Origin of the sequence: [Mycobacterium] manitobense (assembly GCF_025821665.1) — a bacterium.
GTDB lineage: Bacteria > Actinomycetota > Actinomycetes > Mycobacteriales > Mycobacteriaceae > Mycobacterium > Mycobacterium arseniciresistens.
On the sequence record NZ_JACKSJ010000186.1, the window covers coordinates 19,972 to 43,423 of the forward strand.

Sequence of the window (23,452 nt, forward strand, 5' to 3'; positions counted from 1 at the left end):
ACGTCGCGGTCCCGGCCCGGACACGCAGTTCGGCGGCGGGCCGACGGCATCGATCGTGTTAAGAAATATTGCGGACTCTGCACCCAAATTAGAATTGCTGAGGTGAACGTCGACGGCCAGCAGCTCGCCGCCCTCGCCGCCGTGGTGGAACTCGGCAGCTTCGACGCGGCCGCCCGCCGCCTGCACGTCACGCCGTCCGCGGTCAGCCAACGCATCAAGGCTCTCGAACAGCGCGTCGGCCAGGTGCTCGTCGTCCGGGAGAAGCCGTGCCGGCCCACCCCGTCGGCGGTGCCGCTGCTGCGGTTGGCGGCCCAGACGGCGATGCTGGAGGCCGAGGCGCTCAGCGAGATGGGCGGTGGTTCGCGCGCGCCGCGGGTCGCGATCGCGGTGAACGCGGACTCGATGTCGACGTGGTTCGCCGCGGCGCTCGCCCGGATGCCCGACGTCCTGCTCGACATCACGATCGAGGACCAGGACCACTCCGCGAAGCTCTTGCGCGAGGGGGCGGCGATGGGTGCGGTGACCACCGAGCGCGCCGCGGTGCCGGGGTGCCGCAGCGTGCCACTGGGGGTGATGCGCTACGTCCCGGTCGCGTCGCCGGGCTACCACGCGCGGCATCTCGGCGCCGGATTCACCGCCGAGGCTGCCGCTGCGGCGCCGTCACTGGCGTGGAATCGTGACGATGCGCTGCAGGACTTGTTGCTGCGCAAGGTGTTCCGGCGGAACATCGCCCGCCCCGTGCACTTCGTGCCGACGGCGGACGGCTTCGGTGCCGCGGTCCGCGCCGACCTCGGGTGGGGCATGTACCCGGAGCAACTGGCCGCGGCCGACCTCGCGGACGGGTCGTTCGTCCGGATCGCCGACGTGCACCTGGACGTGCCGTTGTTCTGGCAGTGCTGGAAGCTCGACAGCCCACTCGTGGCCGCGGTGACCGCCGCGGTCCGGTCAGCGGCCGATAGCCTGCGTTAGCGGGTGCTCAACCACGCGGACAGCTTGTCGTACACCCGGGGATGGTTCAGCAGGTCGAAGTGGTGCAGGCCGGTCAGGACCAGGCCGTCGTGCTCCTCGAACGGGATCCGTCGGGTCCGGCCACGCCCCGAGGCGCTCGACGGGCGCACCAGGTGGTCGCCGAGCACCGCGCCGACGGCGGCGGGAGCGACGGACGTGGCCACGAAGTGATACCTCGAGTGCGGCAGGAACGGCACCTCGGCGCAGCGGTCGCGCAGGAACTCGTCGGGATCCGCGTCGCACCAGTCGGTGTCGGTGAGGGCGCCGAAACGCAGGTCCTTGATGCCGTCGCTGCGGAGATTGAGGAACTCGGCAACGGGCCGGGTCTCCCCGAGCTTCGCCAGCAGCCAGGACGCGACATGGACGCTCTTCTCCAGGTCCGCGCCCAGGTGCGGCGAGCCAAGGCAGACCACCTGCCGCACCGCCCGCGTCCACCCGTGGTCCGCGCGGTCCCCGTAGTGGCAGGCGCTGCGCACCACCAGTCCACCCATGGAGTGGCCGACCAGACTGATGTCGCGCACCGGCACGGGCCACGCCTCGACGAGCCGGGTGAGCAGCTCGTCGAGCTGCCTGCCGTTGGTCGAGATGTGCAACCCGGTGTTGTACCGGATGTCGACCGGCGTGAAGCCGAGGTCGTCGTGCAGGCGTTCGCCGTAGGGCCGCGGGTCGGCGTCCTCGACGGGACGGGGCGGACGCCGCCACGACGCCTCGGTCTGGCACAGCCCGTGCACGAAGACCACGATGCGGTCGGTCGGCTGAGCGAATGCCGCGGCGACGTCGTCGGGTGTCGGCTCGACCCGCCGGCCGCCGGCGCGCACCGACAGCGGCGCGGCGAACTGGTTGCCGCGCTCGGCGAGCTCGTCGCCGTAGATCCCGTTGAGCGCGGCGATCAACTCGGCCACCCCCGCGCGTTCGTCGAGGGGTGGGTCGTCGTCGAAGGCGATGCCGGCCGCCGTGAAGGAGCCGATCGCCGGCGGCAGCCGATGCCACGCCGCGTCGATGGTGTTGTAGACGGCGCCCGCGATGACGTCGTGGACCGCCTCGACGGGTCGGGCCACCGGGCCGATCGAGCCGAAAACCCGCCCGGCGATGCCGGTGTGCACGCCCCGCACCACGCTGTTGAGGACCGTCAGCCCTTCGGTGACGACGCCACCGAGCGCCTCCATGTCTGCCGTACGCATGTCCTGGTTGTACCCGTCCTGTCCGGCGATGTGCGGGTGAAGCGGCGGGATGTGATGCGACGCCTCGGTCGGACCTCGGTGCGCCTCGCGGCACAGTGGGACCTCGGTGTGACCATCGGCATATCCGCTGCGTATTCGCTTCCGCCCGACCCCGATGTCCAACACACTGACAGAGGAGGGTGACGATGTCAGAGGTGGCGGAGGATGCGGCGGGGTCCGGTGAGGCCCTTGATTCCGGCGACGTGGCGGTGCTGAGGCCGGGCGACACCTGTTGGCGCACCGGCCACGCGGACCGGTTGGCCCGCATCGTCGACGGCGCCGACTACCTGCGCCACGTCAAGGCGGCCATGCTGGGTGCGCAACGCCGGATCATGGTGATCGGCTGGGATCTCGACTACCGCACCTTCTTCGAGCGGGAGCCGACGCTGCCCGGACCCAACAAGCTTGGACCCTTCCTGCACTGGCTCGTCTGGCGGCGGCCGGAGCTCGAGGTGTACCTGCTGCGGTCCAACCTGCGGCTACTGCCGGCGTTCGACGCGTTCTGGTACGGCGTGACGCCGGTGTCCCTGCTCAACAGAGTCACGTCGCGGCGCATGCACTTCGCGGTTGACGGCGCCCACCCGACCGGCGCGGTCCACCACCAGAAGATCGTGGTGGTCGACGACGCCATCTCATTCTGCGGTGGTATCGACCTGACACTCGGGCGGTGGGACACCCGGGCCCACGCCCAGGACGACCCGACGCGCTCCATGGCGGGCGACAGCTACGGGCCGCGCCACGAGGTCGCCGCCGCGGTGGACGGCGATGCCGCGGGAGTCCTCGCCGAGCAGGCCCGGCAGCGCTGGCAGGCGGCGACCGGCACGACGCTCGAACCGGTGCCGTCGGACCGGTCGATCTGGCCGGCGCAGTTGCGGCCGATGCTGCGCGACGTCGAGGTGGCCGTCGCCCGCACCCAGCCGGCACTGCCCGAGCGCGACGAGGTACGCGAGGTCGAGGCGCTCAACCTGGCCGCGATCGCCGCCGCTCGCGACGTCATCTACCTGGAGAACCAGTACCTGGCCGCCCGCAGTCTCACCGAGGCGCTGGCCGCCCGCCTGTCCGAAGCCGACGGCCCCGAAGTGGTCATCATCCTGCCGCGCAGCGCGGAGAGCCGGCTCGAACAGGAGTCGATGGACAGCGCCCGGGAACGGATGCTCCGCGTGCTGTGGGCCGCCGACGAGCACGACCGCCTCGGTGTCTACTGGCCGATGGCCCCTGGCGGCGTGTCGACCTACGTGCACTCCAAGGTGATGGTGATCGACGACCGGCTGCTGCGCATCGGGTCGTCGAACCTCAACAACCGTTCGCTGGGCTTCGACAGCGAATGCGACGTGGCGATCGAGGCGATCCCCGGTGACCCGACAGGCGATCGCATCCGCCGCGAGATCCTGTACACCCGAGACGATCTCGTGGCCGAACACCTCGGCTACTCGGTCGAGGCGTTCCGCGCCGAGCTGAGCAGGTGCGGTTCGTTCCGCGCCGCGGTCGACGCGTCGCGCACCAGCGGTCGGTCACTGCGCAGCTTCAGCCGCCTCATGGTGTCCGCCGATGTGGGCCCGTTCGCCGAGAACGATCTGATGGATCCGGACCACGTTCCGCCGTCACTCACCGAGAGTGCGCGCACGCTGGCCGGTCAGGTGGCGTTGTGGCCGTTGCGCAAGGTGCTCCGGCGCGATTGACGGCCGGCGGTCAGTGCTTCTCGCGCTTGCCGAACGGCAGCACGTGCACGATCGCGACCACGACGGCGCCGACCACGAGGCCGATCACCGCCGAGGCGGCGGTGTTGACCAGCCAGGCGAGCACACCGCCGACACCCGCGACGGCGTGGTGGACGGCCTCCTCGGCGTGGTGGACCAGTCCGTAGGGCGCGTGCCAGCCGAGCGTGTCGGTGCCGACGAGCAGGATGTGCCCACCCACCCACAGCATCGCGACCGTGCCGATCAGCGCCAGCGCACCGAGCAGTTTCGGCATGAACGCGACCAGGCCACGGCCGATGCGCTGCGCGAACTTCGACGAGCGCTGCGCCAGTGCCAGCCCGACGTCGTCCATCTTCACGATCCCGGCGACGACGCCGTACACCGCGGCGGTGATCACCACGGCGACGACGGCCAGGATGACCAGGCGCGGCCAGAACGACTGGTCGGCCACCTCGTTGAGCGCGATCACCATGATCTCGGCGGACAGGATGAAGTCGGTGCGGATCGCCCCCGTCACCATGAACTTCTCGGCGTCCTCACCGGCGGCGGCGACGGGTGCGGCGTGGTCGTCGTGTCCCCGGATGCGCCCCCAGACCTTCTCGGCGCCCTCGAAGCACAGGTAGGTCGCACCGAGCATCAGGATCGGGGTCAGCAACTGCGGCAGGAACTGGCTGAGCAGCAGCGCCGCGGGCAGGATGAACAGCAGCTTGTTGCGCAGCGACCCGATCGCGATGCGCTTGATGATCGGCAGTTCCCGCTCGGCCGCCAGACCGTGCACGTACTGCGGTGTCACCGCGGTGTCGTCGACGACGACGCCTGCGGCCTTGACGGTGGCGCGACCGGCGGCCGCGCCGATGTCGTCGATCGATGCCGCCGCGAGGCGGGCGAGCACGGCCACGTCGTCGAGGAGGGCGAACAGACCGGCGCTCATCGGGTCTCCGTCATGGTGAGCAGGTTACCGGCCACGGTCGCGTTCAACCGTCCCGATTACACACCGGCGAGATGCTCGATCCAGTCGCGGGCGAAGTACAGCAGGAATCCGGCCGCGACCACCCACAGCAGCGGGCTGACCTCGCGCGCCTTGCCGACCGCCGAGCGCAGCACCACCCAGGCGATGAAGCCGACACCGATGCCGTTCGCGATCGAGTAGCTGAACGGCATCGTCGCCACGGTCAACACCACGGGCAGTGCCACCGAGAACTCCGACAGGTCGATGTGGCGAAGGTGCGAGACCATCATCGCGCCGACGACCACCAGCGCCGCCGCGGCGACCTCGGTCGGCACGATCGAGGCCAGTGGGGTGATGAACATGGCGGCGAGGAACAGCGCGCCGGTGATCAGGTTCGCGAGCCCGGTGCGCGCGCCCTCCTCGATACCGGCGCCGGACTCGATGAACACCGTGTTCGACGATGCCGACGTCGCACCGCCGACCGCCGCGCCGGCGCCCTCGACGATCAGCGCCGACCGCAGCCGTGGGAAGGTGCCGTCCTCGTCGGCGAGGCCCGCCGCCCGGGACAGGCCGGTGAACGTGCCCATCGCGTCGAAGAAGTTGGTGAAGACCAGGGTGAACACCAGCATCAGCGCGGCGAGCACGCCGATCCGGCCGAAGCTGTCCAGGCTGAACGCGCCGACCAGCGACAGGTCGGGCAGGGCGAAGGGCGATCCTGACAGCGTCGGCACCGACAGGCTCCAGCCGCCGGGTCGCTCGGTGGCCTTGCCGAGCTCCCAGATGGCCTCGACCGCGACGGCCACCAGCGTGCCGGCGACGAGTCCGATGAGGATGCCCCCGCGCACCCGCCGGGCCACCAGCACACCGGTCACCAGCAGCGTGACCACGAAGATGACCGTCGGGACGGTGTTGATCGAGCCGACGCCGCCGAAGCCGAGGCCCACCGGCGGGGACGGCGACCCGGTGGAGCCGATGAAGCCCGCGTCGACCACACCGATGAACAGGATGAACAACCCGATGCCGGCCGTGATCGCCAGCTTGAGCTCCATTGGCACCGCGTCGAACACCAGCCTGCGCAGGCCGGTCGCGGCGAGCACCACGATGATGAGGCCGTTGATGACGACCAGGCCCATCGCCTCGGGCCAGGTGAGTTCCCCGACGACGGTGGTCGCCAGGAACGAGTTGATGCCCAGCCCGGCGGCGAAGGCGAACGGCATCCGGGCGATGACGCCGAACAGGATCGTCATCACGCCGGCGGCCAGCGACGTCGTCGCCGACACCTGGTCGAACTCCAGACTGCCGCCGGTGACGTCCTCCGAACTCGACAGGATGATCGGATTCAGCACGATGATGTAGGCCATCGCGATGAACGTGACGACACCGCCGCGGATCTCGGTGCCGACCGTGGACCCACGCTCCGAGATCTCGAAGAAGCGGTCGAGACGATTCATTGCTCGACCCTAAGGCGATCAGGCGCTGCCGTCCTGTTCATCGGGTCCCTTCGTACCGTCGGTGCAACGGTAGACCACTAGGGTGAGGGAAGACCGTTCGACGGAGAAGAGGTCCGATGATCAAGGTGATGGACGGCGTACGCGTCCTCGAGGTCGCACAGTTCACGTTCGTTCCGGCGGCCGGCGCCATCCTCGCCGACTGGGGCGCCGACGTGATCAAGGTGGAGCATCCGGTGCGCGGCGACACCCAGCGCGGTTTCATCAACATGGGCGGCTTCCAACTGGACCCCAACCGCCACCCGCTGATCGAGCACCCGAACCGCGGCAAGCGCAGCGTCGGCATCGACGTCTCCACACCGGGCGGCCAGGAGGTGCTCTACGAGATCGCCAAGACCGCCGATGTGTTCCTGACCAACTACATGCCCGCGCAGCGCCAGAAGAACAAGTTCGACATCGAGCACATCCGTTCCGCCAACCCGGACATCATCTACGCCCGCGGCAGTGCCTACGGCGACAAGGGAGCCGAACGCGACACCGGCGGCTTCGACGGCACCGCCTTCTGGACCCGCAGCGGCGTCGGACATGCCCTCACCCCCGAGGAATTGGGAGGCGCTTTGCCGCAGGGCATTCCGGCGTTCGGCGATTCCATCGGCGGGATGAACATCGCCGGCGGCATATCGGCGGCGCTGTTCCACCGCGAGCGCACCGGTGAAGCCGTCGAACTGGACGTGTCGCTGCTGAGCACCGCGTGGTGGGCCGCGGGCGCCAGCGTGACGCAGGGCATGGAGACCGGCGAGACGATGCGGTCGCTGATGCCGGGCACCACCGCGTCGGTCAATCCGTTCATGGCCAACTACCTCACCTCCGACGGCGGCACCATCAACCTGTGCATCGTGAGCCCGACCGGGTACATCCGCGACGCGTTCGAGCACCTCGGGCTGCCGGAACTGGCCGACGACCCCCGGTTCAGCGATGTCCTGCCGTTGATCGAGAATGCCGCTGCGGCAGTCGAATACATCGCCGACTCGATTCGCAGCAAGCCGTTCGACTACTGGCGAACCCACCTGAAGACGATGAGGGGGCAGTGGGCGCCGTTCCAGAGCCTCGTCGACCTCGGTGCCGACGAGCAGGCACTGGCCAACGACATGATCGTCGAGGTCGAGGCGAACGACGGCGGCGCCCCGTTCAAGGTCGTCCGCGGCCCGGTGCAGTTCAACCACGAACCTCTGGAGACCACACGGGCCCCGCAGGCTTCGGAGCACACCGAACTGGTGCTGATGGACATCGGCATGGACTGGGACCGCATCGACGCCCTCAAGGCCGCCGGCGCCATCGCCTGACCACCCAGTGATTTCGGCGTGATTGGTTGCGCTCACCGCAACGAAGCACGCCGAACCGCAGAGAACGGAGAAGGCCCATGACCGCACTGGAGGACCGCCTCGACATCACCGATGTCCTGGTGCGCTATGCGACCGGCATCGACCGGCGTGACTGGCCGCTGTTCCGCACGGTGTTCACCGATGACTGCGTCCTCGATTACGGCGAGATCGGCAGCTGGGACGGGATCGACGCCGTCGCCGACTTCATGGAGCAGACGCACGCGATGGCAGGCCACACGCTGCACCGGATGAGCAATCAGGCGATCGCCGTAGACGGTGACACGGCGTCGGCGCGCAGCTATGTGGATGCGCTGATCATGTCGGCCGACAACACTTCCGGGGTGAACGCCGTCGGCTTCTACGACGACGACCTCACCCGCACCGCCGAGGGCTGGCGCATTGCGCGGCGCCGATTCACCGTCGTGCGGGTGGTTCCGGTCGGGGGCGGGTCGTGAGCTTCGCCGACCGTTACGGACCGTGGGCGCTGGTGGCCGGTGCATCCGACGGCGTCGGCGCCGCGTTCGCGCAAGGGCTCGCGCAGCGTGGCGTCAATGTCGTCCTGCTGGCCCGGCGGGCGGCGGTGCTCGACGAGGTGGCGGAGCGGATCATGAGCGAGACCGGCGCCCAGACCCGCACTCTCGCCATCGATCTCACCGACGCGGGGGCGGCGGAGGCCGTCGCCGCCGCCACCGCCGACCTGGACGTCGGATTCCTGGTGCACTGTGCAGGAGCGGATCCGAACTTCGAACCGTTCCTCGCCAACCCGGTGTCGGCGGCCGAGGCGATGGTGCAGCGCAACTGCATGGTGCCGATGCAGTTGTGTCACCACTTCGCGCCGGCGATGGTGCAGCGCGGGCGCGGGGGCATCGTGATCTTCGGCTCGGGCGCCGGCCTCGCGGGCGCCCCCAACATGGTCGCCTACGCCGCCAGCAAGGCGTTCGACATGGTGTTCGCCGAGGCGCTGTGGACGGAGTTGCACGAAAGCGGCGTCGACGTGCTGGGGCTGATCCTCGGCAAGACGGACACGCCGGCACTGAGGAAGCTCGAGCGCGAACGTGGCTCGACGATCACGGCCGACGAACCGCTGCCCGGCGCCGCGACCGTCGAGGACGTCATCTCCGAGGCGTTCGACAACCTGACCAACGGGCCCACCTGGATGGTCGGGGAGATGATGCGCGCGGGTGCGCAGATGCTCGGGTCGATGGACCGCAACGAAGCCGTCCGCGTCATGGTGCAGGCCAGTTCAGGTGCGGTGGGCGGTCACTGACCGGTCGGAGCGGAGGCGACCAGCAGGCCTCGCTGGTGCCGGGGACTCAGCGCGGCCAACCGGATGTCGCCGCCGTAGTGCTCGATGACCCGCCAGTCCATCACCCGGCGCCACAGGGGCGGCACCGTCGCGAGGACGAGCATGGTGGCGTATCCACCGGGCAGCTGCGGCGCCTCGTCGGCATGGCGCAGCGCCTGGTAGCGACGCAGCGGGTGCGCGTGGTGGTCGGAGTGGCGCTGCAGATGGAACAGGAAGACGTTGGCCACCACGGTGTTGCTGTTCCAGCTGTGCGCGGCGCGTACCCGTTCGTACCGCCCGTCAGGGAGCTTCTGCCGCCGCAACCCGTAGTGCTCCAGGTAGTTCACCGCCTCGAGAAGGCAGAATCCGATGGCCGCCTGACCGATCAGCCACGGCAGCACGGTGATTCCGAACCAGACGATCAGCACCACGAACAGCGCCGCACTCATCAGCCAGGCGTTGAGGACGTCGTTGCGCAGCGTCCAGCGTGACCGGCCGAGGCGAGCGAACCGGGCGCTCTCGATCCGCCACGCCGAGCGCAGGCTGCCCAGCACCGAACGGGGGATGAACGCGTAGAGACTCTCCCCGAAGCGGGCGCTCGCGGGGTCCTCAGCGGTGGCGACCCGAGCGTGGTGGCCACGGTTGTGCTCGATGTAGAAGTGGCCGTACCAGGTCTGAGCCAGCGCCACCTTGCTGAGCCGCTTCTCCGCGGGTGCACGTTTGTGCCCGAGCTCGTGGGCAGTGTTGATCGCGATGCCGCCGATGATGCCGACGGTCACCATCAGGCCGACCTTGTCGGCGAACGACATCGTCAGCCACCCGCCGCCGGCCCAGAACCAGCACGCGAGCAGAAGCGACCCGTACTGGTTGGGCAGATAAAGATACGTCGCCCAGCGGTAGAGCCGGTCGTGCTCCAACCAGGCCAGCGCGCTGTCGGGCGGATTCTCGGCGTCCTCGCCCACCGCCCAGTCCAGGACGGGCACGGCGACGAACGCGAGCACCGCGGTGAACCACCAGAACAGGCCGTTGCCCGTGAGGTACACGGCCAGCCACGACGCGGCGACGTTGGCGGGTACGACCGCTCCCAGCAGCCAGAGGTAGCGCTTCGGGTCGTGCCATCGCGGGATGGGGATCTCGCCACGCTCGGTGTGCACGGTGCGAGGGCGACTGAACGACACAGTGGATCCCATGGGGTACCTATCTACCTTGCTGTTACCAACTCTGCAAATGTGGTAACACGCTCGTAACATAACACTGATTACAGTCGCGCGGGGCCGGCCAGTGATCGGCGCGCGTGAGAGGAGAGCATCAGTGGGTTCGGCGTTCTGCCCGGAATGCGGCTATCGATACGAGGAAAATGCAGGCCATGACCGTGAAGGCTTTCCGCCAGGGACACCATGGAGCGCTGTGCCGCCGGACTGGAACTGCCCGGACTGCGGCGTGCGGGACAAGTCCGACTTCGTCTTCAGGGTGTAAACCACACAAGGGATTGCATTTGTAGTTAAGTATTGTAGATTCGCTCTAGTCCGCATCGACGAATGATCGGAGAGCCGGGGATGACGGTGCTTTCGCGACGACGCTTCCTCCAGGCCGGTGCGGCCGCGGTCGCGGCGACCGCGGGGGCCGGCGGCGCCGCGGTGTGGCTCGAGTCGGGTGCCCGCCCGTCGCGCACCCGCAGCCACTACCCGGCCATCGTCGTGGGCAGCGGTTATGGCGGCGGGGTCTCGGCGCTGCGCCTCGGGCAGGCGGGAGTGCAGACGCTCATCCTGGAGATGGGACGGCTCTGGGATGCCGCCGACGACGACGGCAAGCGGTTCTCCAGGATGCTGCCCGCCGACACCCGGGCGGGCTGGTTCACCAAGACCCCGCCCAGCCTGGTGCCGTCGTTCCAGGGCATCTCGATGGAGATGGTGGCCCAGCGCACGCCGTCGGCGCAGCCGGTACAGGCCGGCATCTGCGACAAGTCGGTGCACGGCGCCCACAACGTCTTCCGGGGAATCGGTGTCGGAGGCGGATCGATGGTCAACGCGGCGATCGCGGCGATCCCCACCCCGGCGCAGGTGCGGGAGGTGTTCCCCGACATCGACCCCGCCGAGTTCCTCGGCACCTACATCGAGCGGGCCAAGTCCACGCTGCGCATCAACTATCGGGACATGGACTGGTTCGAGCGCACGCCGTATTACCAGTACGCCCGGGTGGGTCGCCAGTACGCCGCGGCCGCAGGCTACCCCGTCGACTACAACGGCAGCGCCTACTCCTTCGACTACATGAAAGATGAAGAGGCGGGCCGGGTTCCGCGGTCCGCGCTGGACTTCGAGCAGCAGTTCGGCAACAACCACGGGCGGTTCGGCAGCGTCGATCAGACCTACATCGCGGCGGCACTGGCCACCGGGAACGTCAGCCTCCGCCCCCTCACCGAGGTCACCGACATCCGGCGGGAGCGCAGCGGAGAGTATGTCGTGTCGGTGCGCGAGATCGACCGCTGGGGCACCGAGGTGGCCCGCGAGGAGATCGGCTGCGCCCAGCTGCATCTCAATGCGGGTGTGCTGGGCACGACGAAGCTGCTGCTCAAGGCCCGCGACACGGGGACGCTGCCGAACCTGAGTTCGGAGATCGGCGGCGGTTACGGCAACAACGGCGACATGATGGTCGCGCACATGCTCAGCGACAGCACACCGGCAGGCACCCAGCAGTCGATCATGGGCATGATCAACCTCGACGGCCGCGACGATCCGGACAACCCGGTGTACGCCAGCATGTTCTCCGTCCCCCTACCGGTCGAGACGTATGCGCTGGGCTACTACGTGATGGTCAAGACCGGCGACCGTGCCGCGATCACCTACGACAAGAGCTCCGACTCGATCGACATCCTGTGGCCACAGGGCCATACCGAGCACCTGACCGCCCGCACCCGCGCGGTGTTCGACCGGATCACCCAGGCCAACGGTGTCGATTACCGCGACGACATCTTCGACGGGGAAGTGTTCGCGCCCAACACCGTTCACCCGCTGGGCGGTTGTGTGCGCGGCCGCGCCACCGACGGCTACGGCCGGGTGAACGGATACGACAACCTGTACGTCAACGACGCCTCCCTGCTGCCCGGACACCTCGGGTGCAATCCGTTCATGTCCATCACCGCACTCGCCGAGCGCAACATCGAGGGTGTGCTGCAGGGACGCAGGTGAACAGGGCCGCCGAACGACGAAAGCCGCGGAGCCAGGTGGCTCCGCGGCCTTCGGGTCGACGAGAGAATCGCACCGCCGGTGACCGGCGGGGGCGATCGGATCGGTCAGTCGCCGCTACGCGGCGGCCGGATGACTCTGGTGATGCCGGCGCTTCAGCAGGAACGACAGCCAGCGGACGTCAATCAACATGGTCTTCTCGACTTTCTCTAGGCGGTCTTGGTCAGCAGCGGCAGCAACCGGCGGCGAGCCAGGATGCCCTCGCGGAAGTGATGCATGGCTTCGGGCACCGAGCCGACGATCGGGAAGTCGGACTCCGGGCCGGTGGCCCGCAGCGCCTGCAGCACCGGGGGGTCGGCGATCAGTGCCCACTCCACACCGGTGCGGTAGCAGTCGTCATCCAGATCGAACAGCAACTCGACCGCCTGCATGGAGAAGGAGGTCACGCTGCTCATGTCGATCACGAGCGGCTTCTCGGCCAGGATGTTGCGCTTGGCGTAGGCGCGGACGCAGTTCGCGTTGCGGGTGTCGATGTCTCCGCTGACCGTCACCACGGTGGCCAGCTGGCGGCAGCATGCCCGCATCCGCACCCCGTCGCAGTCGGTCGCCGGGTTGCCGTACCGAAAGGCAACACCGGGGGTTGAGTCGACGCTTCTGAGTGCCATGACCTGCCTCCCTCCGTTGGTTCGCTGTAGCGGCGTTTCGCTTGTTGCCGCTCCGAACATGACCCCAAAGGTAAGCGGCCAATCTAAGGCGGCAGGGTAGTGACCGCTAAGCCTTTGGTAAGAACCCAATTTCGGCAGGTCTCAACGGCTTTTGTTACCCACGGGTTTCACATGGAGGTCTTAGGATCCGGCCGCATATCCTTAACGTTGCGTGGGTACCGGGCCGTTTCGCCGAATACTCGACAGGTGTTCGCTCAGCGATCCCTGCTCTGGCCGCCGGAGTAGTTCTCCCACGGGTTGTAGTCGCCGAGCAGCTCTTCCTGCGGTGGCCGCTGATCCTGCGGGACGTGCTGCAGGTTGATCCGGATCCGGTACCAGATCGAGCTCGGCCCCCGCATGCCGTCCACCAGCACGTCGGCCGGCGCCAGGCGCTCGGCGACCGCGGGGTGCCGACCGCGCCAGGTGTCCAGCGCCGCCATCGCCTCGTCTTTGGTCCTGGTCCGGGCGATCTCGATCAACGGCATCGTCGACTGGCGTCGTCCGGTTCCCGCATTCGATCCGCGGGCGGCGCCCCGCGGCGCCTTCTCCGCCGGCCCCAGCCGGTCGGCCAGGTCGAGCAGCCCGTCCAGGGCGCCCGGGTGGTCGTCCATGCCCTCCCACGGGTCGCCGAGTTCGGCGAACCGGGCAGGCACGGTCGCCACGGTGAACGCCTCCGGTCGGCATCCGGCGACCTCGTCCCACCGCAGCGGCGTGGACACCCGGGCGTCGGGGAGTGCGCGCACCGAGTACGCCGAGGCCACGGTGCGGTCGAACGCGTTCTGGTTGAAGTCCACGAAGACGCCTTCGCGCTCCTCCTTCCACCACCGTGCGGTGGCGAGCTCGGGCGCTCGCCGCTCCACCTCGCGGGCGACCGCCTGCGCGGCGAGCCGGACGAACTTGAACGGCCAGCGGCGGTGGATGCGCGCGTAGATGTGGAAACCGCGCGAGCCGGACGTCTTGGGCCACGCCGTGAGGCCGTGATCCTCGAGCACCTCGCGGGCGACCTGGGCGACGGCGACGATCTGGCGCCAGTCGACGCCGGGCATCGGGTCCAGGTCGACGCGCAGCTCGTCGGGATGAGCGAGGTCGTCAGCGCGCGTCGGGTGCGGGTTGAGATCGACGCAGCCCATGTTCACCGCCCACGCCAGCCCGGCGGCGTCCCGAATCACCGCTTCCTCCGCCGAGGTGCCCGACGCGTAGCGGAGTTCGGCGACGTCGACGAAATCCGGCCGGTTCTTCGGGGCGCGCTTCTGGAAGACCGCCTCCTCGGTGATGCCCTTGACGAACCGCTTCAAGATCATCGGCCGGCCGTCGACGCCGCGCAGCGCGCCGTCGGCGACCGCGAGGTAATAGTGGATCAGGTCGAGCTTGGTGACCGCCGGACGGCCCTCGAACGCCTCGAAGACGACCTTGTCCGGATGGGTCACTTGGACCTGCCGACCGGCCACTTCGAGCGACTGACCCTTCGACGCCGATCCGGCCATGCCAGCCATGGTAGGGACTGGCGATACCGCCCTCCGGTGCGACATGGAACACATATGGTGTGGGCATGCCGAAGCTGACTGAATTCCCGTTGCAGGCTGCCGCGAAGGCCAAGCAGTACCTCGACCGGGGCTCGGCCGAACTGCACTACGCGCGCAAGATGTTCGAGGCCGGCGCATTCAAGCTCGAGCCGCCGCAGAACGTCGCCGCCATGCTGGCCGACATCCGCCGCTGGGGCGAGTTCGGAATGATCCCGGCGCTCAACGCCCGTCGCTCGCCGCACCGCGCGGCCGTCATCGACGACGACGGCGAAATGACGTTCGGAGAACTCGACGCCGCCGCGCACGCGGTCGCCAACGCACTTCTCGCCAAGGGCGTCAAGGGCGGCGACGGTGTGGCGATCCTGGCCCGCAACCACCGGTGGTTCCTCGTCGCGGTGTACGGCGCCGCCCGCACCGGGGCCCGCATCATCCTGCTCAACAGCGAGTTCTCCGGCCCTCAGGTCAAGGAGGTGTCAGAACGCGAGGGCGCCAAGATCATCATCCACGACGACGAGTACACCAAGGCGATGGCGCAGGCCGAGCCCGAACTCGGGTTCCTGCGGGCGCTCGGCACCAACCCCGACACCGACGAGCCGTCCGAGAGCTCCGCCGAGACCCTCGCCGAGATCGTCGAGCGCAGTAACAGCAATCCCGCCCCGAAGGCGTCGAAGCACTCGTCGATCATCATTCTCACCAGCGGCACCACCGGCACCCCCAAGGGCGCCAACCGCAGCACCCCACCGTCGCTCGCCCCCATCGGCGGTGTGCTGTCACACGTGCCGTTCAGGGCCGGCGAGATCACGTCGCTGCCGGCTCCGATGTTCCACGCGCTCGGCTTCCTGCACGCGACGATCGCGATGATGCTGGGCTCGACGCTGGTGCTGCGGCGCCGGTTCAAGCCGGCGACCGTGCTGGCCGACCTGGAGAAGCACGGGGTGACGGCGATGGTGGTCGTCCCGGTGATGCTGTCGCGGATCCTCGATCAGCTGGAGAAGACCGACCCCAAGCCCGATCTGTCGAAGCTGCGCATCGTGTTCGTGTCCGGTTCGCAGCTGGGCGCCGAACTGGCGACGCGCGCGATGAAGGACATCGGGCCCGTCGTCTACAACCTCTACGGGTCCACCGAGATCGCGTTCGCGTCCATCGCCCGCCCGCAGGATCTGCAGAAGAACCCCGCCACGGTCGGACCCGTCGTCAAGGGCGTCAGGGTCAAGCTCTTCGACGAGAACGGCAAGGAGGTGCCCAAGGGCGAGGTCGGTCGCATCTTCGTCGGCAACACCTTCCCGTTCGAGGGTTACACCGGCGGCGGCCACAAGCAGATCATCGACGGCCTGATGTCCTCCGGCGATGTCGGTTACTTCGACGAGCACGGACTGCTCTACGTCAGCGGTCGCGACGACGAGATGATCGTGTCCGGCGGTGAGAACGTGTTCCCCGCCGAAGTCGAAGACCTCATCAGCGGCCATCCCGAGGTCGTCGAGGCCACCGCGCTCGGGGTCGAGGACAAGGAGTGGGGGCACCGGCTGCGGGCCTTCGTCGTCAAGACCGACGGCGCCAGCGTCGACGAGGAAGCCATCAAGACCTACGTCAAGGAGAACCTCGCGCGCTACAAGGTGCCGCGCGAGGTCATCTTCCTCGACGAGCTGCCCCGAAACCCCACCGGGAAGATCCTCAAGAGGGAGCTCCGCGAGATCACCGTCGGCGGAGACGACGAATAGAGCACGTGGAGAGCTGACGGAATAGTCCGGGGGCCGAGACCGTCGTAACTCACCGTGCACATCGATCTCGGCGGTAAGACAGCCCTCGTCACCGGTTCCACCCAGGGCATCGGGCTGGCGATCGCCAGCAACCTCTCCGCGGCCGGCGCCCGCGTCGCGGTGAACGGCCGCAGCCGCGACCGGGTGGACGAGGCGGTGGCCGCGATCGACGGCGACGCTTTCGGCATCGCGGCCGACGTCAGCACCGACGAGGGGGTCGCCGCGCTGCTGCGCGAACTGCCCGCGGTCGACATCCTGGTCAACAATCTCGGCATCTTCGGGGCGGTGCCGGCCCGGGAGATCACCGACGACCAGTGGCGCACCTACTTCGAGGTGAACGTCCTCGCCGCGGTGCGGCTCATCCGCAGCTATCTGCCCGGGATGACCGACCGCGGATGGGGCCGGGCGATCCAGATCGCCAGCGACTCGGCCATCGTCATCCCCGAGGAGATGATCCACTACGGGGTGTCGAAGACGGCGCTGCTGGCGGTGTCGCGGGGCTTCGCCAAGGACGCCGCGGGCACCGGAGTCACGGTCAACTCGGTGATCGCCGGGCCGACGCACACCGCGGGTGTCGAGAAATTCGTCTACGAGTTGGTGGACGCGTCGCTGCCGTGGGACGAGGCGCAGCGCGAATTCATGCGCCTGCACCGGCCACAGTCGTTGCTGCAGCGGCTCATCGAACCCGAGGAGATCGCGAATCTGGTGACGTACCTGGCGTCCCCGCTGGCGTCGGCGACCACCGGCGCGGCGGTGCGGGTCGACGGCGGTTACGTCGACTCGATCCTGCCCTGACCGCGTAGCAGGCGTCCACGTGATTTGGGCCGCGGTCGTGCGCTGAGCGGAACGACGAGCAGCAGGGCCGCCAGGGTCAGTGCGGCCGGCATCACGCCGAGTCCGGCCATGCCCCAATGATCTAGGCCCCAGCCGCCCGCGACCGCTCCCAAGGCGATGCCGAGATTGGCCGTCGAGATGTTCAGCGTCAGTGCGAATGCCGGCGCCTCGGCACCGGCCATCGTCACCCGCACCTGGCTGAGCGTGACACCCGCCGTGTGCAGCACGCCCCAGATGAGCAGCGGAACGACGGCCGCCAGTACCGAACCCCCCGTCCATGCCGCGACGTTGACGGCGATGGCGAGCACTGCGGCGGTGACCACGGTCGCCGCAAGCGGCCGCCGGTCCGCGACACGTTCCGCAACTGAATTACCCGCGACGCCAACGGCGCCGAACAGCAGCAGTGCCAGCGCAAGGCGCTTCAGGTCCAGCCCCATGACGTCCTCGAACCAGGCGCCGAGATACGTGTAGGCCGAGAACATGGCGGCGAAGATCGCCACCGACAGCGCGAGGTGACCGAGGAACAGGGGGCGGCGCAGCAGCGCGAGTTGATCTGCGAGACCAGCCGGGGGCCCGTCGTGCATCCGCCGGCTGCGTGGAAAGAGCAGAGCCATGGCGAGGGCCACCGGCAACGGGGCGACAGCCAGCACGACGAACGACAGACGCCAGTTGCCGCCCTGCGCCAGCGCGATGCCCGCGGGCAATGCGAGCAGCACGCCGAGGACGAAGCCGAGATTGGCCTTGGCGAGGGCGCGGCCACGCGATGCCGCGGGCGCCATCCGCAGGACTTCAGCGGTTCCCAGACCCACGAACGGCGGAAGCAACGCCCCCTGAACGGCCCGCGCAAGCAGCATCGGCGTGATGTCGGTTGCCAGCGCGACGACGCCGTTGCCTGCCGCGTACACAACGAGCACCGCGGCGAGCAGAGCCCGCGGCGGCACTCGGCTCACGACGAGCGTGACGACCGGTCCCGCCGCCGCCGCGGCGATCGCGAAGACCGCAGTCAGCCGGCCGGCGATCGAGAGCGGCACGCCGAGGTCCGTGGCGATCGACGGCAGCAGGCCGACGACGATGAACTCGGTCGCCACCACCAATGCGATCGCGGGCGCGAGCAGGACGAAAACCCGACGCAGGACCTGGTCGGCATCTGCGTCAGCAGACGTCACGCGTTGGCTCCACCGTCCACGGTCAGCCCGGCTCCGTTGATCGAGCCACCCTCCGGTCCGGCCACGAACGCGACGAGGGCGGCGACGTCCGCCGGCTTGCCGTACTGCGGAATCGCCATCCTTGCGAGCTGCGCCTCGGCCTGCGGTCCGTCTGCCGGGTTCATGTCGGTGTCGGTGGAGCCGGGATGCACGACGTTGACGGTGATTCGGCGCGGTCCGAGGTCGCGGGCCAGGCCCTGCGTCCAGCCGATCAGCGCAGCCTTGCTCGCCGAGTAGAGGCTTGCCCCGGCCTCGGGTACGCGGCTTGCCAGGTTGCTGCCCGTCGAGATGATGCGCCCCCCGGCCGGCAGGTGTCGCAGGGCCGCCTGTGACGCCAGCATCACGGCACGGACGTTGACGTTCAATGTCGCGTCGACGTCGTCGAGTGTCATCTCCTCGATGGGGCCGCCACGATAGATGCCCGCGTTGTTGACCAGGATGTCGAGACCGCCGAGCGCCCCGGCTGCCTCGTCGACGGCGCGCGCGATCGAGGCCGGATCGTCGGCGGCCATCTGCACTGCGACGGCACGTCCGCCCGCGGTGGTGATCTCGTCGGCGACCGCGTTCGCGGCGTGCGCCGACCGTTCGTAACCCACCGCGACGGCGGCGCCGTCGCTCGCCAGCCTTCTCGCGATCGCCGCGCCGATTCCCCGGCTTCCGCCTGTCACGAATGCCCGTTTCCCGTCGAGTGCTGCCATTGCCGGCTCCATTTCTGTAGTGATCGCTGCAAATTTAGGCAGGCGGCTGGCGCGGCGTCAAGACATTTCTGTAGTATTCGTTGCAGAAAATGTTTGGAGGCTGAATCGCTGTGGCGGCACGTGGCAGGCCGAGGGGGTTCGATCGGACCCGCGCGCTGGAGCGGGCGATGGAGTTGTTCTGGGACAGAGGGTTCGAAGGCACCTCGATCGCCGATCTCACCTCGGCGATGGGGATTGGTTCGACCAGTCTCTACGCCGCCTTCGGCGCCAAGGACGACCTGTTCCGTGAGGCGGTGAGCCACTACACGCAGAACGTGGGCGGTGAGATCTGGTCCGCGGTCACCGACGCCGACACCGCGTTCGGCGCCGTGGAAGGCTTCCTCATGGCGACCGCCAGTTCGTTCACCCGCGGCGATTGCCCGGCCGGCTGCCTCGTGGTCCTGTCGGCGCTGCACGCCAACGGTGCGACTGATGCCGTACGTGCCGACCTCACCGAGATGCGCGAACAGAACACCCTCGACCTGGCTGCCCGGCTCACCGAGGGCGTCGAGAACGGCGAGATCCCGGCGAGCGCCGACTTATCGGCCATCGCCCGGTTCTACGTCACCGTCCAGCAGGGCATGTCCATCCAGGCCAGGGACGGTGCGGACCGGGTGACGTTGGAAGCCATTGCACGCTCGGCACTCTCGGCCTGGGACACGCTGATCTCGGCGGGCAGCTGAGCGTCAGGTGACGGCCTGCGCGCCCATGATGGCCGCACCGGGTATCGCCGGCGCCACCAGCATCAGCGACTCGCGCGCCGCAAGCGCGTAGACCGCGATCGCGATGCCCGCCACCACGACCACCACGGCGGTGTAGGTGGACATCGGCTACCCGGACCGATCGCCCCGAACCGTCTCGCGGGGCAGGCTGGAGAAATGACGGCGCTCGAGGACAGGATCCGCGCGGCGCTCGTGGCGTTCGCCGTCGGGGACGCCACGGGTGTGCCCTGGGAGGGTTACCGGCCGGCGGCCATCGACCCCGGGGCCGTGGCGGAGGTGCCGCGTCGCGCGGGGTGGCCACCGGGCGCCACCTCCGATGACACGGCACTGATGCTGCTGGTCGCCGACTACCTCGCCGACCGCGGCGCCCACGTGGACGAGCGGGACTTCCTCACTCGCCTCGTCGAGGCGGTGCCCGGCATCCGAGGGATCGGTCCGAGCACCCACGCCGCCGTCGAACGGTTCGGTGCCACCGGGGGTCTGCGTGCAAGCACCGGTGACACGAACGGCGCCGCCATGCGGGCGTTGCCGATCGGCTGGGGCATTCCGACGGCGGCGGCCGGGCTGCGGCGCCGCGTCGTGACGCGGCTGTCCCGCACCACCCATGGCGCCGCGGGGGCCGTCGGCGCCGCCTGCGTGGTGACGGCGATGGCCGCAACTGCCGTCGAAGCGGCCGCAATCGACGCTGTCCTCGAGGCGGCCGCCACCGAGGTGCGTTACGTCAGAGGCCGATTCGCCAGGGCGGACACCGTGTGGTCGCCGTTGTCGGATGCCTTCGCCGGTGACTGGCGGCCGGGCCGCGATGGAGTGTCGCTGGACGGAATCGAGACGGCGGCGGCCGTCATCACGGTGGTCCGGCGTACCGGACAGCGGCGTCGGGGCCTGGCGGACGCGGTGCGCGATGCCGTGATGCTCGGCGGTGACACCGACACCGTCGCGGCGCTTGCCTGCGGAATCCTCGGCGGGCTCGGCGACATCGACATGGACATCCCATGGTGGCCGAGGCTGGCACTGCCGGAGCCCGGCCGGCTGGATCGAAGCGCCGCGGCGCTCGCGGTGCTTCGCGCGACCCTCGCCTGACGGCGTCCGCGCTCAGTACTCGATCGCCTCGATCAGTGGGCCGGGCTCGTCCATCAGGGCCCAGAACCGGTCCCGGATCGCGACGGTCATCGGGCCGGGCGCGCCGTCGCCGATCGGTTCACCGTCGAGTGAGTTGATGGGGGTGACGCCACCGGCGGTGGTGACGGCCATCAGCTCGTCGGCGTCGTAGAGTTCGTGGCTGGTGACGTCGCGCAGGGTGGCCTCGATGCCCATCGCATCGGCGAGCTCGAACACCGTCTTGCGGGTGATGCCCGGCAACGCGTTCCTTGACGGCGACGCCAACTTGCCGTCCTTGACGACACAGACGTTGAAGCCCGGGCCTTCGGCGACACAGCTGTCCGAGTCGAGCAGGATCGCGGTGCGTGCGCCGCGGTCCTTGGCCTCGAAGCTCGCCGCCGTCAGGTCGCCCCACTGGTAGTTCTTGATCGTCGGGTCGACGGTGTTGCGCCCCGCGCGGCGTACGTGGCGCGGGACGATCGCGGTGGTGCCGAAGATCTGCTCGTGGGGCGGGAATGCCCACAGGTACGGGATCGCGTAGATGTACACCTGGTGGGTCAGCTTCGTCAGGTCCTTCTCGCCCTTGCGTTTTCCGTAACCGCGCGTGACGGTGAGGTTCACGAACGACTCACGGAGTTGCGAGAGGCTGACGCAGCGCTTGGTGATCTCGGCGAGTTCGTCCTTGGACACCCCCGGGTCGAGGCGCAGCTTGGCGGCGCCGTCGAGGAGGCGGTCCACATGGTCACCGAGCCGGAAGATGTTGCCGTGCCACACATGTGCGACGGTGTAGGTCAGGTCGGAGTGGCCGAACCCGGTGTCGAAGATCGAGATCTTCGCGTCCTCGGCGGGCATGTACTCGCCCTCGATCCACGCCACGCCCCCGGCGAACGGGCTGGACGTGTCGAGCTCGTAGTCGCTGTACTGGATCACCGAACCGGGCGGCGTGGCTTCCCGGATTGCGCCGGGTTCGACGGCGACGAGGTTGCTGGTGCCGAGAGTGCTGGTCATGATGTGTCCCTTCATGGTTGCGTCGACCCTGCGTCCACGGCGCGGACGTGCGAGTGCCCGGTGCCGTGGACGCGGAGTCAGCGGGGGTGGGTCAGATGCCGTGGGTCTTTGCGTAGGTGGCGCCGGCGGATCCGCTGCGCAGCCGCGACTTCAAGCCGGTGGCCCACCACAGGGCGGCCAGCACCACGATGCCGAGGAAGATCCACTTGTTGCTGGTGAACTGCGGGAGGAACAGCAGAGCGATCGCGACGCCGACGAACACCACCAGTGCGGTGACGTAGAGCGGCAACCGGAACCGGCCGAGGTCGAAGGTGCCCGGTTCGCCCTGCGGGATGGTGCCCTTGTGGTAGCCGACCAGCAGTCCGATGGTCTGCAGGATGTAGACGAAGAAGAACAGCAGCGAGGCGATGCCGATGATGTAGTTGAACGCCTTCTCGTTGACCAGCGCCGAGAGCAGCAGCACCGTCGACAGGCAACCCAGCCCGAGCACCGCGTAGGTGGGCGCCTTGCTCTTCGGCGAGACGTGCCGCCACACCTGGGAGAACGGCAGCATGTTGTCGCGGGCCATCGAATAGGTGAGCCGGGTGGCGACCAGGATGTTGGCCAGCAGACAGGCGAGGATGTTCGTCAGGGCGATGGCGACGACGATCTTGGTGACGACGGGCCCGGCCTGCTGGGTGATGATCTCCTCGATGGGCGCGGCGGCGTTGGCCTCGACCGCTGCGGCGTCCTTAATGGCCAGCACGTACACGACGTACATCAGCAGTTCGATGACGATCGAGGTGACCAGGGCGTAGAACATCGTCCGGGGCACGACGCGGCGGGCGTCCTTGGTCTCCTCGGCGACGTCGGCGCCGGACTCCACGCCGATCAGGCCGAAGAACGGGCCGAGCGCTGCGGCCAGCCACGCCAGCATGTACGAGTCCTTGTCGCCGGACTCGCCACCGGTGAACAGCACCGAGATCGGCTGGTGGTTCTCCGGCGCCGAGAAGGCGATGATCGCGATCAGTGCGGTGGCGCCGACGGTGATGACGAGTTCCAGGCTGACGCCGATGTTGTTGACCATCGTGGCGAACCGGACGCCGTAGATGTTGATCAGCACGCAGACGAACACGACGGCGATGGCCAGCAGGATCTGGGTGCTCTGGGTCATGCTCCAGCCGAACAGTCCGCCGAGATAGCCGGACAGGATGAAGCCGACGCCGGTCATGCCGCACACCCAGCCCATCAGCGCGATGAAGCCGGTGAACCAGGCGAGGTCCGGGCCGTTGATACGGCTGATCCACTGGTAGGAGTAACCGGCCAGCGGCAGTTTGGCGGTGAGGTCCGCGGCGATGAACGTCCACAGCGCGAACACCGCGCCGGCCAGCAGCAGCGTCCACACGAACGGTGCGCCCGCGGTGAAGTAGCCGGCGCCGAAGCCGGTGAACACCGCGGTGGTGGCGCTGATCGTCGCGAAGCCGATGGCGAACGAGGCCAGCGTGCCGACCGAGCGGTCGAGCTTCTGCGTGTAGCCGAGTTCGGCGAGCTTGGCGTCCTCGGCGTCCGGCGTCGGAGGTCGCTGTTCTGAATGAGTAGGTGATGTCATTGCGTCAGTCATGGTCGCTCCAGGTCAAACCGATGGGAAGAACACCTGAAGACAGAAAAGCGTCATCGGCCGGACACCGGAAGTTCGAGGTATTGATGTACTCAT

22 protein-coding genes are annotated in these 23,452 nt (G+C 68.6%); 11 read left to right on the forward strand and 11 right to left on the reverse strand.

Annotation, left to right across the window (positions count from 1 at the left end; all coding sequences use genetic code 11):
- Window positions 1-102: 102 nt before the first annotated feature.
- Window positions 103-969, forward strand: coding sequence for a LysR family transcriptional regulator ArgP (locus tag H7I41_RS21675; protein WP_372503783.1), 867 nt, complete (start codon window positions 103-105; stop codon window positions 967-969).
- Here H7I41_RS21675 and H7I41_RS21680 read toward each other — a convergent pair.
- Window positions 966-2,189: an esterase/lipase family protein gene (locus H7I41_RS21680; RefSeq protein ID WP_264014683.1), complete on the reverse strand. Its 1,224-nt coding sequence runs from the start codon at window positions 2,187-2,189 to the stop codon at window positions 966-968. The two genes, H7I41_RS21675 and H7I41_RS21680, sit on opposite strands and share 4 nt — an antisense overlap.
- A 185-nt stretch (window positions 2,190-2,374) precedes the next feature.
- Between H7I41_RS21680 and H7I41_RS21685 the strand changes: the two genes are divergently transcribed.
- The gene (locus tag H7I41_RS21685; protein ID WP_264014684.1) at window positions 2,375-3,907 is read left to right on the forward strand and encodes a phospholipase D-like domain-containing protein; all 1,533 of its coding nucleotides are present in this window, start codon (window positions 2,375-2,377) and stop codon (window positions 3,905-3,907) included.
- Window positions 3,908-3,917: 10 nt separating this feature from the next.
- On the opposite strand, the gene H7I41_RS21690 is transcribed toward H7I41_RS21685, so the two are convergent.
- Window positions 3,918-4,856 carry a DUF808 domain-containing protein gene (locus H7I41_RS21690; RefSeq protein WP_264014685.1) on the reverse strand — a complete coding sequence of 313 codons (939 nt, stop codon included), beginning with the start codon at window positions 4,854-4,856 and terminating at the stop codon, window positions 3,918-3,920.
- 56 nt (window positions 4,857-4,912) lie between these two features.
- On the reverse strand, window positions 4,913-6,325 hold the full coding sequence (locus H7I41_RS21695; RefSeq protein ID WP_264014686.1) for an NCS2 family permease: 1,413 nt from the start codon (window positions 6,323-6,325) through the stop codon (window positions 4,913-4,915).
- A gap of 116 nt (window positions 6,326-6,441) precedes the next feature.
- Here H7I41_RS21695 and H7I41_RS21700 point away from each other — a divergent pair, with 116 nt between their 5' ends.
- The 3 genes from H7I41_RS21700 to H7I41_RS21710 all read left to right on the forward strand — a co-directional run bounded on the left by H7I41_RS21700 (window position 6,442) and on the right by H7I41_RS21710 (window position 8,971).
- Complete coding sequence (locus H7I41_RS21700) at window positions 6,442-7,665, forward strand: CaiB/BaiF CoA transferase family protein (RefSeq protein WP_264014687.1); 1,224 nt, start codon at window positions 6,442-6,444, stop codon at window positions 7,663-7,665.
- 77 nt (window positions 7,666-7,742) lie between these two features.
- Window positions 7,743-8,159, forward strand: a complete 417-nt coding sequence (locus tag H7I41_RS21705) for a nuclear transport factor 2 family protein (RefSeq protein ID WP_264014688.1) — start codon at window positions 7,743-7,745, stop codon at window positions 8,157-8,159.
- Entirely contained in the window at window positions 8,156-8,971 is an 816-nt protein-coding gene (locus H7I41_RS21710) for an SDR family NAD(P)-dependent oxidoreductase (protein ID WP_264014689.1), read from the forward strand. Before H7I41_RS21705 ends, H7I41_RS21710 begins: the two co-directional genes overlap by 4 nt.
- Here H7I41_RS21710 and H7I41_RS21715 read toward each other — a convergent pair.
- Window positions 8,965-10,179: an alkane 1-monooxygenase gene (locus tag H7I41_RS21715; protein WP_443735563.1), complete on the reverse strand. Its 1,215-nt coding sequence runs from the start codon at window positions 10,177-10,179 to the stop codon at window positions 8,965-8,967. The two genes, H7I41_RS21710 and H7I41_RS21715, sit on opposite strands and share 7 nt — an antisense overlap.
- A gap of 121 nt (window positions 10,180-10,300) precedes the next feature.
- Here H7I41_RS21715 and H7I41_RS21720 point away from each other — a divergent pair, with 121 nt between their 5' ends.
- A complete protein-coding gene (locus tag H7I41_RS21720; protein ID WP_264014691.1) occupies window positions 10,301-10,465 on the forward strand; it encodes a rubredoxin in 165 nt (54 codons plus the stop codon).
- An 80-nt stretch (window positions 10,466-10,545) separates the two neighbouring features.
- Window positions 10,546-12,174 (forward strand): GMC oxidoreductase, encoded by a 1,629-nt coding sequence (locus tag H7I41_RS21725; RefSeq protein ID WP_264014692.1) that lies wholly within the window; start codon window positions 10,546-10,548, stop codon window positions 12,172-12,174.
- Window positions 12,175-12,380: 206 nt separating this feature from the next.
- On the opposite strand, the gene H7I41_RS21730 is transcribed toward H7I41_RS21725, so the two are convergent.
- A complete protein-coding gene (locus H7I41_RS21730; protein WP_264014693.1) occupies window positions 12,381-12,836 on the reverse strand; it encodes an STAS domain-containing protein in 456 nt (151 codons plus the stop codon).
- A gap of 254 nt (window positions 12,837-13,090) precedes the next feature.
- Window positions 13,091-14,368, reverse strand: coding sequence for a DNA polymerase domain-containing protein (locus H7I41_RS21735; RefSeq protein ID WP_302471822.1), 1,278 nt, complete (start codon window positions 14,366-14,368; stop codon window positions 13,091-13,093).
- A 56-nt stretch (window positions 14,369-14,424) separates the two neighbouring features.
- On the opposite strand from H7I41_RS21735, the gene fadD2 reads away from it, so the two are divergent.
- Together fadD2 and H7I41_RS21745 are read left to right on the forward strand one after the other, a co-directional pair.
- Window positions 14,425-16,116, forward strand: coding sequence for a long-chain-fatty-acid--CoA ligase FadD2 (gene fadD2, locus H7I41_RS21740; protein WP_264014695.1), 1,692 nt, complete (start codon window positions 14,425-14,427; stop codon window positions 16,114-16,116).
- Window positions 16,117-16,170: 54 nt separating this feature from the next.
- Window positions 16,171-16,950, forward strand: a complete 780-nt coding sequence (locus H7I41_RS21745) for an SDR family NAD(P)-dependent oxidoreductase (protein WP_264014696.1) — start codon at window positions 16,171-16,173, stop codon at window positions 16,948-16,950.
- On the opposite strand, the gene H7I41_RS21750 is transcribed toward H7I41_RS21745, so the two are convergent.
- Window positions 16,926-18,155: an MFS transporter gene (locus H7I41_RS21750; RefSeq protein ID WP_264014697.1), complete on the reverse strand. Its 1,230-nt coding sequence runs from the start codon at window positions 18,153-18,155 to the stop codon at window positions 16,926-16,928. The two genes, H7I41_RS21745 and H7I41_RS21750, sit on opposite strands and share 25 nt — an antisense overlap.
- Entirely contained in the window at window positions 18,152-18,892 is a 741-nt protein-coding gene (locus H7I41_RS21755) for an SDR family NAD(P)-dependent oxidoreductase (RefSeq protein ID WP_264014698.1), read from the reverse strand. The genes H7I41_RS21750 and H7I41_RS21755 overlap by 4 nt, the downstream gene beginning before the upstream one ends.
- Before the next feature lie 167 nt (window positions 18,893-19,059).
- Between H7I41_RS21755 and H7I41_RS21760 the strand changes: the two genes are divergently transcribed.
- Entirely contained in the window at window positions 19,060-19,614 is a 555-nt protein-coding gene (locus H7I41_RS21760; protein ID WP_264014699.1) for a TetR/AcrR family transcriptional regulator, read from the forward strand.
- A gap of 3 nt (window positions 19,615-19,617) precedes the next feature.
- On the opposite strand, the gene H7I41_RS21765 is transcribed toward H7I41_RS21760, so the two are convergent.
- A complete protein-coding gene (locus H7I41_RS21765; protein WP_264014700.1) occupies window positions 19,618-19,758 on the reverse strand; it encodes a hypothetical protein in 141 nt (46 codons plus the stop codon).
- Window positions 19,759-19,809: 51 nt separating this feature from the next.
- Here H7I41_RS21765 and H7I41_RS21770 point away from each other — a divergent pair, with 51 nt between their 5' ends.
- On the forward strand, window positions 19,810-20,733 hold the full coding sequence (locus tag H7I41_RS21770) for an ADP-ribosylglycohydrolase family protein (RefSeq protein WP_264014701.1): 924 nt from the start codon (window positions 19,810-19,812) through the stop codon (window positions 20,731-20,733).
- A gap of 12 nt (window positions 20,734-20,745) precedes the next feature.
- Here H7I41_RS21770 and H7I41_RS21775 read toward each other — a convergent pair whose 3' ends face one another.
- Both H7I41_RS21775 and H7I41_RS21780 read right to left on the reverse strand, forming a co-directional pair.
- Window positions 20,746-21,759, reverse strand: a complete 1,014-nt coding sequence (locus H7I41_RS21775; RefSeq protein WP_264014702.1) for an aminotransferase class IV — start codon at window positions 21,757-21,759, stop codon at window positions 20,746-20,748.
- Between the two features lie 91 nt (window positions 21,760-21,850).
- Complete coding sequence (locus H7I41_RS21780; RefSeq protein ID WP_264014703.1) at window positions 21,851-23,359, reverse strand: APC family permease; 1,509 nt, start codon at window positions 23,357-23,359, stop codon at window positions 21,851-21,853.
- Window positions 23,360-23,452: the final 93 nt, after the last annotated feature.